Here is an 11,814-nt window from a genome sequence, read left to right as displayed (position 1 = left end):
AAGTCAAAACCTCCGCCCCGTAGCCTTGCAGCCCAAATTGTCAGAGATGGCGCGTATCGATGCGATCGTCCACAGCTAAAACGTGCCAGCCTTCGAGAGAGGGGACAATATCGCTAGAGGCATTCAAAGGCGCAGCCAAAACAGTTGGCGTTCAATCCATTGTCGGTGTCAACTCTTCAGGCGAGTTTAGCAGCGGCAATCTCAGAATTATTGTAGCTCCTTGTCCCTCACCCGGACTTTCGGCTTGCACCGTTCCCCCGTGCAGTTCGACAAGATGATACACGATCGACAATCCCAATCCCAGCCCTTGATCCGTCTTAGTGGGGCTGGAATCTCCTTGACGGAAGCGATCGAAAATATACGGCAACAACTCAGGCTTAATGCCTTTTCCGGTGTCGGTGACTCGAACTTCAGCATGATTGTCGATCGTCGAAACCGCGATTTCCACTCGTCCCCCCGCCGGAGTAAACTTAATCGCATTAGATAGAAGATTCCACAAAACTTGCTGCAAGCGATCGCTATCGCCTAAGACAGTTGCAGCGCCCAAATACGAAACAATTTGAATGTTTTTTGCGGAAGCTGATAATTGAACCGCCTCCAGCGCAGCTTGCACTACTACCGGCAGATCGATCGCACAATTGCACATTTGAAGCTTGCCGTTGGTAATCCGGGAAATATCGAGAAGATCTTCGATTAACTGAGATTGCGCCTTCGCGGAGCGCTCGATCACCTCTAGAGCGCGATCCGTATGTTCTTCCTTAAGCTTCCCGGAGCGGATCATTTGCGACCACGCCAGAATCGGAGTCAGGGGATTGCGCAATTCGTGGGAGAGATTCGCTAGAAATTCATCTTTAACTCGGTTAGCTTTTTCTGCTTGTTGGCGGGCGAACTGTTCTTGTTCCAATAAGTGCGATCGCTCTGTCTCAAACTGCTTGCGATCGGTGATATCCTCGATCGACAGCAGAATCATTGAAACCGTGTCTTCTCGTTCAACTTTACAAGCATTCAGCAGCAAAGTTTTCTGCCCGAGTTCCTCAAACAAGTGACCCAACTCAACGTTTTGAAGCTGAACGTCACTAACCAGAATATCTTCCAAGAACCCTCGCAATTTGGGGATATTCCACTGCCCCTTCCCTAGCTCAAACAGCGAAGATTTCGCTGTACCTGAGGATGAAACCTGAAACGTTTCACAGAACGCTCGATTTGCTTTGTTCACTCGCAAATCAGCATTTAGCGCGACTAAAGGCGTTGGCACAGCTTCTACGATCGCCTCAGCATAATTTCGGGCTTCTTCCAAGGTTCTAGCAGTGCGTTTAAGAGCATTAATATCGATCAAAAGCATTACCACACCGTCAATCTGGTTTTCCGTGGTGCGGTAAGGATGAATGCGGAGGTTGTACCAATATCCCGATTTAGTTTGAACTTCTTGTTCTTTCGAGTAGAGATTTTCGATCACCTCCAAAATCATCTGTTCCAAGTCAGGAACGTCAAGAGTCGATCGGATATCGCTAAAAGGTCGTCCAATATCTGTGGGAATTAGATTAAAAATTTTCTTCGCCGTTGGCGTAAAGCGTCGAATCTGTAAATCGTTTGCCAGCATTATGACTGGGAGCTTGATACTAGCCAGCAAATTTGTCAGATCGTTATTGAGCTGGCTTTGTTCGAGATATCGGCTGCGAAGTTCCTCGTTCGTGGTGATGAGTTCCTCGTTCGTGGCTTGAATCTCTTCTTTGGCAGTTTCTAGCTCCTCGTTTGTGCTTTGCAACTCCTCGTTGCTGGATAGAATTTCTTCGTTGGCAATTTTGAGATCTTCGTTGAGATTTTCCTGCTCGTGAATCAAGGATTGCAGGTGCGCTTGAGCCACATTTTTTTCTTGATTAGCGGAGGCAAGTGCCTGCCTCAGCCGCTCATTTTCCTGCTCTAAATCATATTGCTGGCGGTTTTCAGCAGTGACGGCAAAGAAGTTGCTCGCGGTCGGTAAAACCTGTTCAAATACCACCAAAAAATAGCGTGGTGTGAAGGTGTGCGGCTGAAACGGCGACACCTCAATATTGACGATACTCGATCGCCGGTCGGCGTCAATAAATACCCCTTCTTTCCTAACGGTCGCGTTCTGCATTTGTGCCTGCTGAATCGCGGTGCGAAGCTCAACAAGCAATCCTGCCCTTGCCATTGTCAGCACGTTTAAGTCCGGCGTTCCCGCTGCCATTCTCAAGTAAGGATCGATGTCTCCCCGCACTTGCAGGATTTTCATCTGCTCGTCCACAACCACACCGGCTGGGGCATAGCGCTTCAACATCAGTTGGTCAGTTTCTCGATCTAAGTCAAAGTTCTTCATCAACATTTGACTCTCTTTTTGCCGTTCGCCTACTTTTTTAACTGCGGAATAGAAAGTCGGAGTAAACGAAATAGCGGGAGTTTTTTCACCTAACTTTTTTTCATAAATTTTAGACTTTTTATGCACTGAATTAAACAAGTATGAAACTTTTCCGGTACTCTCAGAAGTACCTAACATGAGAAAGCCTGTTGGGTTAAGGCTGTAATGAAAAATCGACATCACTTTCTGTTGCAATGACTCTCCCAAGTAAATCAGTACATTGCGACAGGTAACTAAATCGAGATTGGCAAAAGGCGGGTCACTACTTAAGTCTTGTCGGGCAAATACACACAGTTCGCGGACTGCCTTGGAGATTCTATAAGTACCTCCTTCTTGGAGAATAAAGAAGCGAGCACGCCGCTCTGGTGAAACGTCTATCATCTGGTTTTCTGAGTAGACGCCTGACCGAGCTTTGCTGATTGTCGCCTCGCCAATGTCCGTGGCAAAAATCTGGATCTGCGGCGCCATAACTCGATCGCCTAAAAACTCTAACAAGCAAATGGCGATCGAATAAACTTCTTCACCAGTCGAACATCCCGCCACCCAAATCCGGATCGGAGAATTTGGTGATTTATTTTGGGTAATCCTAGGGAAAACGTCGTCTTTTAACTTTTGAAAGGCTTCGGTATCGCGGAAAAAACTGGTGACGTGGATCAGGATTTCTTCATACAAAGCTTTGACTTCAGCCACATTGCCTCCAAGGTGTTCGGCGTAATGCTCCAACATCTCTAGCTTGTACAATACCATCCGCCGCTCGATGCGTCGGTTCACGGTAGCCGGTTTGTACTGGGTGAAGTCAACGCTTGTGGTCGATTTCAGCAGCGCCAAAATAGTTGCCAGGGCATCTCCCTTTTCGGGTGATTCCTCAATTTGTGTCTGTAGAAGCGGGCGAGTAAAAAACGAACTGCGACTATACTTTGCCAGTTCCTCAGCAATTTTTTGCGGTGGCATAACAAAATCGACATTGCCTGTCGCCACAGCGGTATTCGGCATACTATCGAATTTTGCCGTGCCTTCACATTGAGCAAAAGCCATGCCTCCGGCTGCTTTGATTGCCTTCAGTCCCTGTGAACCGTCTCCGTCTCCCCCGGATAATACTACGGCGATCGCTTTGTATCCGCGATCGACCGCCAATGATGTAAAAAACGCATCTCCCGGCATATATTGGCCATAAATCTTCTCGCGGGGTGATAGTTGCAGCGCGCCTTTAGAGAGCACCATCTTGGTGTTGGGCGGAATGACGTAGACTTGATTCGGCTCTACAGCTACGCCGTCTTGTACCTCATTAACAGGCATTTGCGTCATTTTGCCCAGAATTTCGGCGAGGAAACTTTTGTGATTGGGGTCTAAATGCTGAATCAGCACAAACGCCATACCCGTATCGGTTGGCAAATGAGTCAGTAACTCGGTGAATGCTTCCAACCCTCCTGCAGAAGCCGCTATTCCGACGATCGGAAACGGGGCATCGATTTCAGCTAATTGTTCGCTGTCAAAGGCGACTGTTGCCATGGCTATAGATTCGGGTGTATTTTGTGGAGATCGTTGATTAGAGTCATGGTGCGCAGTCTTAGCTTCAGTTATCTGACAAGTATAAGGCTGAGTAATTCCGACTATTTTTATCCGACTTTACTTAAGGTATCAGCCTTCTGCAACTCCCTTAAGAATTAGGTAGAGTTTTGGGGCAGCGATTCGATCGCTATAGAAGAACTCTATCTAATGTTGTGGCGAGCGCAACATTAGGGTGGCAATAATTTAATATATCTGCTTACTTATCTTTTTCCAGGGATCGGTGTAGCAGACAGCGCTATTACAGATTCTGTATTAATTCTAGCACTATAAGCAACTTGTGCGCCTTGTATTCCCTTTAAATCTTCAACACATTTTTGAATTTCGGACACTCCAGCAGCTTTTAATGCTGTTAAAAATGCTTGCTCGTTGTAAACCTCTTCGGAAAACGAAACTTCGTCACTTTTAGAAAGATTTTGAAGGCGGGCGGCTTTGTTGACTGTGGAACCAAAATAGTCGATCGAATTATTGAGATTTACGAGCAAAGCCGTACCTCGGTGAATGCCAATTCTGACTTGAATCCACTCTGCTTGTTCGCGAGTGGAGTTGTACTCTCTGAAACGAGCCACAGCAGCGGCCGCTGCCATAATTGCTTGTTCGTTGCTGATAAAGGAAGCCATGACGGCATCGCCGATGGTTTTAACGACTTTACCGCCAAATTTCTCGATCGACTCAAAGAAAATTTCAAAATGGTCGCGCACAATATTGTAAGCTTTAGTATCTCCCAGTGTTTCGTACATTCTGGTAGAACCGGTAATATCAGTAAACATAATAGTAATCGCCCGAATCTTGACTCGCTCTCTTTCCGATATGACGCGATCGCCGAACAAACGCTTGTAATCCGGGTGATGAACCAGTTGGATTCCTGACAGCCGCAGGGGCAGTTGTTCTAATGTCAGTTCATCGGGCAATTGATCTGAATGCAAAATCAGCCCGGACAAATTGTGATCGGTATTAGTTAATTCTATCTTCACTTTTCCCGGACGCACGGTCAGTTCTGTTTTGTCAAAATCTCTGCCGGCTAACTGCTTGAGTTTAATTTCTTGTATCTCTTCTGTTTTTTCGCCTTCCACCTTTAAAATCCCTTTAGCTAAAGTCAGGGGACAGCAGTAGCGGTATCGACCTTCTTCTAAGGTGACAGTCTCGGATTCGGTGCAGTATAAAGGTGTTACCAGTTGCAGTTTGTTTTGGAGTACGGGAGGGGGAGCGCAGACAGGCCGCAGTGGCTCTTGCCCCCATTTCTGCTGAAAATAGCTCTGCGTATTCTGCGTCAAATTCTGACCGCGGTATCAGGTCACTCAGGATTACCATCGATTCTTGGTTGATAATTTTCCCTCAAACGGAAGCTTAAACTCCGATGGTGGGGTGGTCGCTTTGGAGGCTGGTCGATACATAGTATGTGACCTAATCCCTGACGGTGATGCAAGATTTTCCGCTCATTTTACACTACAATCTTGCACCTCCACAGGTTTCTCTCACCCCCAAATCCACATCCTGTCAGCTTTTTGCTTTTTTTCAGCAAGCCCTAATTAGTATAAGATTGAGGAATGTTGTTTCCTACAAAATTAGGACACAACAGTGTTGTTTCCCTACAAAATCACTACGCGATATTTGTAGGGAAACGGCGCAGGCTAAGTCCGGCGCGGGACTATGCTTCCTTTGACAAAAAGCGCTTTCAAACGCCGAGTATTATCTCAAAATAAATTAAAATCGTCCTGCTAGATTGGCAATAATGAATCCTAGTTTAATTGGGTTTATCGGCTTAGCAATATGAGCTTGAAAACCAGCTTCGATCGCCCTTTGCCGTTCTTCATCGCTCGCATAAGCAGTCAGCGCGACGGCTGGGATTTCTCCTCCGGCTTCCGCAGCAAGGGTTCGCACTTCTCGAATTAAGAAATATCCATCTTCCTCTGGCATTCCGATATCAGAGATTAGCACGTCGTATCGGCCGGGATTCTCAGTCAAAGCAGCGATCGCACTTCTGGCAGATGCAACTGTCAAAACCTCAGCCCCGTAGCCTTCGAGCACAAATGCTACGAACTCCCGGGTATCGATCCGATCGTCCACAGCTAAGATGCGCAAGCCTTCGAGAGAGGGGACACTATCGCTTCTTGAGGCATTTAAAGGCGCTACCAAAAAAGTTGGCTCTAAATCGATCGCCGGTGTCAAATTTGGAGGCGAGACTCTCAACGGCAATCTCAGAGTCATTGTAGTTCCTTGTCCCTCACCCGGACTATCCGCTTGCACGGTTCCCCCGTGCAATTGAACCAGATGGCGCACGATCGACAAACCCAATCCCAGCCCTTGATCCGCCTTAGTGGTGGTGGCATCGCCTTGATGGAAACGATCGAAAATATACGGCAAGAATTCTGCCCGAATGCCTTTTCCCGTGTCGCTGATTTGAAGTTGAGCATGATTCACGATCGCCGAGAGCGTGATTTCCACTCGTCCTCCCGCCGGAGTAAACTTAATGGCATTAGACAGAAGATTCCACACAACTTGCTGCAAGCGATCAGCATCACCTAAAACAGTCGCAGAACTAAGCTCCGAAACAATTTGAATACTTTTTGCTTCGGCTGATAATTGAACCCCATCAAGTGCAGCTTGCACCACTAACTGCAGCTCGATCAAACTGCTATCAACAGCGAGCTTGCCGCTCGTAATCCGGGAAATATCCAGGATATCTTCGATTAACTGAGATTGCGCCTGCGCGCTGCGCTCGATCACCTCTAGAGCGTGAGTAACGGCTGCTTCCTTCAATATGCCAGAGCGCAGCATTTTTGCCCAGCCCAGGATCGGAGTCAGGGGATTGCGGAGCTCGTGGGAGAGATTCGCGAGAAATTCATCTTTAGCACGGTTGGCGGTTTCTGCTTGTTGGCGGGCCCACTGTTCCTGCTCCAATAACTGCGATCGTAGCGTCTCAAACTGATTGCGCTCTGTGATATCCTCGATCGACAACAGAATCATTAAAGCTCGATCTTCTCCTTCCAGTTTACAAGCATTAAGCAGCATGGTTTTCTGCCCGATATGATCGAACAGGTGAGCCCACTCAAAGTTTTCAAGTCGAACATCACTAACCAGAATATCTTCCAAAATCCATCGCAATTGGGGGATATTCCACTGCCCGTTCCCTAGCTCAAACAGCGAAGATTGCGCTGTTTCTGAGGATGAAACCTGAAACGTTTCATAGAACGATCGATTTGCTTTATTCACTCGGAAATTAGCATCTAGCACGACTAAAGGCGTTTGCACAGTTTCCACGATGGTTTCAGCGTAGTTTCGGGCATCTTCCAAGGTTCTAGCACTGCGTTTAAGAGCATCAATATCGATCAAAACCATCACCACACCGTCAATCACGTTTTCCGTTGTACGGTAAGGACGAATGCGGAGGTTGTACCAATATCCCGATAAAGTTTGAACTTCTTGTTCTTTCGTGTTGAGAGTCGCGATCACCTCCAAAATCATCTGTTCCAAGTCGGGAACGTCAAGAGCCGATCGGATGTCCCTAAAAGGTCGTCCAACATCTGTGGGAATCAGACTCAAAAGTTGCTGTGCCGTTGGCGTAAACCGTCGAATCTGTAAATCGTTTGTCAGCATTAAGATAGGGATATTGATACTGGCAAGCAAATTTGTCAGATCGTTATTGACCAGGCTTTGTTCAATATTTCGACTGCGAAGTTCCTCGTTAGTGGTGGTGAGTTCCTCGTTAGTGGCTTGAATCTCTTCTTTGGCAGTTTCTAGTTCCTCGTTGGTGCTTTGCAACTCCTCGTTGCTCGATAGGATTTCTTCGTTGGCAATTTTGAGGTCTTGGTTGAGATTTTCCTGCTCCTGGATCAGCGATTGCAGGTGCACTTGAGCCGCAGCTTTTTCTTGGCTAGCGGTGGCAAGTGCCTGCCTCAGGCAGTCACTTTCCGAAGCTAAAGCACCTGGCTCGCAGCTTTCAGGAGTGACGGTGCCCAAGTCGATCGCCTGGGGTAAAACCTCTTGAAGTAGCAGCAAAAAATAGCGTGCTGTGAAGGTGTGCGGCTGAAACGGCATCACCTCAATATTGACGATAGTCGATCGTCCGCCCCATTCAACAACTACCCTTTCTTTCCTAACTGTCACGTTCTGCGTTTGTGCCTGATAAATTGCGGTGCGAAGCTCAACAAGCAAGCCTGCCCTTGCCATTGTCAGCAAGTTTAAGTCCTGCGTTCCGGCTGCCACTCTCAAGTAAGGATCGACGTCTCCCCGCACTTGCAGGATTTTCAGATCCTCGTTGACAATCACACTGGCTGGGGCATAACTATTCAAAATTTGTTGCTCAGCTTCTCGCTGTAAGTCCAAGCTCTTTATTAAATTTTCTTCATTCATTTCCTGTTTTTTAACAGTTTTAGCGACGGGATAGGAACTCGGCGTAAATGAAAAAGTGGGACGAGTGGCAGTTAACTTTTTTGCATAAATTTTATACTTTTTATCCACTGACTTAAACAAGTATGAAAATTTTCCGGTACTCTCAGAAGTACCTAACATGAGAAAGCCTTTTGGGTTAAGGCTGTAATGAAAAATCGGCATCACTTTCTGTTGCAATGACTCTCCCAAGTAAATCAGCACATTGCGACAGGTAACTAAATCGAGATTGGAAAAAGGCGGGTCACTACCTAAGTCTTGTCGGGCAAATACACACAGTTCGCGGACGGCCTTGCAGATTTTATAACTACCTCCTTCTTGGAGAATAAAGAAGCGAGAACGCCTCTGTGGTGAAACGTCTACCATTTGGTTTTCTAGGTAGACGCCTGACCGAGCTTTGCCGATCGTCGCCTCGCCAATGTCCGTGGCAAAAATCTGGATTGGCGGGATAACTCGATCGCCCAAAAACTCTAACAAGCAAATGGCGATCGAATAAACTTCTTCACCTGTGGAACATCCCGCCACCCAAATCCGAATGGGATCATTTGCCGATTTATTTTGGGTAATCGTGGGGAAAACCAGCTCTTTTAATTTTTGAAAGGCTTCGCTGTCACGGAAAAAACTGGTGACGTGGATCAAAATTTCTTCATACAAAGCTTTGACTTCAGCCGTATTTTGTTGAAGCTGTTCGATGTAATCAGCCAAGCTCTCTACCTTATACAATACCATCCGCCGCTGGATGCGTCGGTTCAGGGTAGCCGGTTTGTACTCGGTGAAGTCAACGCCTGTGGTCGATTTCAGCAGCGCCAAAATAGTTGCCAGGGCCGATGGCTGTTCGGGCGATTCCTCAAATTCTGCCAGGGGAAGCGGGCCAGTGAGAAGCCCACTGCGACTATAGTTTCCCAGTTCCTCGGCAATTTTTTCCGGTGGCAGAACAAAATCGACATTTCCTGTCGCAACAGCGGTATTCGGCATACTATCAAATTTTGCCGTGCCTTGACATTGAGCAAAAGTCACGCCTCCGGCTGCTTTGATTGCCTTGATCCCCAGTGAACCGTCTCCGTCTCCCCCGGATAATACTACGGCAATTGCTTTGTGTCCGCGATCGATCGCCAATGATGTAAAAAACGCATCTCCCGGCATATATTTGCCATAAATCTTCTCGCGGGGTGATAGTTGCAGCACGCCTTTAGAGAGCACCATCTTGGTGTTGGGCGGAATGATGTAGACTTGATTGGGTTCTACAGCTACGCCATCTTGTACCTCACTCACAGGCATTTGCGTCTGTTTGGTCAGAATCTGGGTCAGCAAACTTTTGTGATTGGGGGCTAAATGCTGAATCAGCACAAAGGCCATACCCGTATCTACCGGTAAATGGCTGAGTAACTCGGTGAATGCTTCCAACCCTCCTGCTGAGGCGGCAATCCCAACTATGGGAAAGGGGGCATCGGTTTTTGCTGAATGTTCGCTGTCGAGGGCGGCTGGTGCGATCGATTCGGGTGTATTTTCAGGTTCTAATTGAGGAGAAGTCATAATGTGAAGTCCTCGACTTCAGTTATTTAGCAGCATACATATCTGGTAAGCCTGCTGGTCATTAATTCAGACTATTTTTATCGCAGCTTAGGTTGCTATCCTAACGCCAGTCACTTTAGGATGAGCTACACTGTTGGAGCCATTATCTGAGGGCGATCGAAGAATTCTTTCTGCTGTTGGGGCGATCGCAAGTAGAGGCTGGCAATAACCAGGTATATTTGTTTACATATTTAGCTTCTGTCAGTGACCTGTGTAGCAGACAGCGCGATTACCGATTCCGTACTGATTCTAGCAGTATAAGCGACTTGTGCGCCTTGTATTCCCTTTAAATCTTCAACACGTTTTTGAATTTCGGAAACTCCAGCCGCTTTTAATGCTGTTAAAAATGCTTGCTCGTTGTAAACCTCTTCTGAAAACGAAACTTCGTCACTTTTAGAAAGATTTTGAAGGCGGGCGGCTTTGTTGACTGTGGAACCAAAATAGTCGATCGAATTATTGAGATTTACGAGCAAAGCCGTACCTCGGTGAATGCCAATTCTGACTTGAATCCACTCTGCTTGTTCGCGAGTGGAGTTGTACTCTCTGAAACGAGTCACAGCAGCGGCCGCTGCCATAATTGCTTGTTCGTTGCTGATAAAGGAAGCCATGACGGCATCGCCGATGGTTTTGATGACTTTACCGCCAAATTTCTCGATCGACTCAAAGAAAATCTCAAAATGGTCGCGCACAATATTGTAAGCTTTAGTATCTCCCAGTGTTTCGTACATTCTGGTAGAACCGGTAATATCAGTAAACATAATAGTAATCGCCCGAATCTTGACTCGCTCTCTTTCCGATATGACGCGATCGCCGAACAAACGCTTGTAATCCGGGTGATGAACCAGTTGGATTCCTGACAGCCGCAAAGGCAGTTGTTCTAATGTCAGTTCATCGGGCAATTCCTCTGAATGCAAAATCAGCCCGGACAAATTGTGATCGGTATTAGTTAATTCTATCTTCACTTTTCCCGGACGCACGGTCAGTTCTGTTTTGTCAAAATCTCTGCCGGCTAATTGCTTGAGTTTAATTTCTTGTATCTCTTCTGTTTTTTCGCCTTCAACCTTTAAAATCCCTTTAGCTAAAGTCAGGGGACAGCAGTAGCGGTATCGACCTTCTTCTAAGGTGACAGTCTCGGATTCGGTGCAGTATAAAGGTGTTACCAGTTGCAGTTTGTTCTGGAGTACGGGAGGGGGAGCGCAGACTGGCCGCAGTTGCGGGTCTTCGATTTCTTTGTTTAGGGAAAAAGTAACTTCAACGCGATCGAGCAAATCAATGTTAAACTCGCGCTCGCACATGGGGCAAAAAGACATTTCTGACGTGTCTGCCAAATCCTTGAATTCGTCTGTAATCATGTTGCAGTGCGGGCAGTGAATATCCCAGTGCAAGTCGAAAGCGCCGGCTGTTACTCCGTGCAGAAATTCCGAAGTAATTCTTTTAACATTCTTGACTGTATCGCCTGCTACGTAATAAGGGTTTATTCTCAATCTCTGCAAAATGTGGGAACCGATTAACCATTTTTCAATTTGGTCGATCGTTCCTTTGCTGGAATTGGGACGTTTTTTGAGCTGTTCTAGCTTTTCTTTTAATAGTTCGATGTTCATGATCCGCTTGCCTCTGAGCGTCAGGGCAAAAAATTTATAAGTATTTTGTTGTATACTTTGCTTGTCTGCTTTGTTCTTCCCTAAGAATTAGGATGAGTTTGCACCTGTGCGGATGTCCCTGATGTCTATAAATCTTAACAAATTAGCAGCATGAAGACCATGTTTATTTAGACCGAGCTATCGGCTGCCGATATTAATTCAAAGAGCGATCGCTGCATCTGTCTGTAGCAAGATGTTATAGCATTTGATAATTGAGCTTCCGGCGCGATCGCTGAGTCGAAGGATTTTAGATTAAATAATTGGCAACGA

At 46.6% G+C, this 11,814-nt stretch carries 4 protein-coding genes; all 4 read right to left on the bottom strand.

The features are described 5' to 3' along the window. Positions 1-151 precede the first annotated feature (151 nt). Positions 152-3,886: a chemotaxis protein CheB gene (locus QUA54_RS17865; protein ID WP_333415666.1), complete on the bottom strand. Its 3,735-nt coding sequence runs from the start codon at positions 3,884-3,886 to the stop codon at positions 152-154. 260 nt (positions 3,887-4,146) lie between these two features. Further along, positions 4,147-5,217 (bottom strand): adenylate/guanylate cyclase domain-containing protein, encoded by a 1,071-nt coding sequence (locus tag QUA54_RS17860; RefSeq protein ID WP_445301563.1) that lies wholly within the window; start codon positions 5,215-5,217, stop codon positions 4,147-4,149. A 430-nt stretch (positions 5,218-5,647) separates the two neighbouring features. Beyond that, positions 5,648-9,865, bottom strand: a complete 4,218-nt coding sequence (locus QUA54_RS17850; protein ID WP_333415665.1) for a chemotaxis protein CheB — start codon at positions 9,863-9,865, stop codon at positions 5,648-5,650. A gap of 230 nt (positions 9,866-10,095) precedes the next feature. Further along, positions 10,096-11,505, bottom strand: coding sequence for an adenylate/guanylate cyclase domain-containing protein (locus QUA54_RS17845; protein ID WP_333415664.1), 1,410 nt, complete (start codon positions 11,503-11,505; stop codon positions 10,096-10,098). Positions 11,506-11,814 lie beyond the last annotated feature (309 nt).

It is taken from the genome of Microcoleus sp. MOSTC5, assembly GCF_036701825.1.
Classification (GTDB): Bacteria; Cyanobacteriota; Cyanobacteriia; order Cyanobacteriales; family Microcoleaceae; genus Microcoleus; species Microcoleus asticus.
This window is presented reverse-complemented; position numbering and strand designations above follow the sequence as displayed.

Coding starts and splice junctions, on each gene's coding strand:
- QUA54_RS17845 (WP_333415664.1), bottom strand. CDS start 11,505: ATGAACATCGAACTATTAAAAGAAAAGCTAGAACAGCTCAAAAAACGT.
- QUA54_RS17865 (WP_333415666.1), bottom strand. CDS start 3,886: ATGGCAACAGTCGCCTTTGACAGCGAACAATTAGCTGAAATCGATGCC.
- QUA54_RS17850 (WP_333415665.1), bottom strand. CDS start 9,865: ATGACTTCTCCTCAATTAGAACCTGAAAATACACCCGAATCGATCGCA.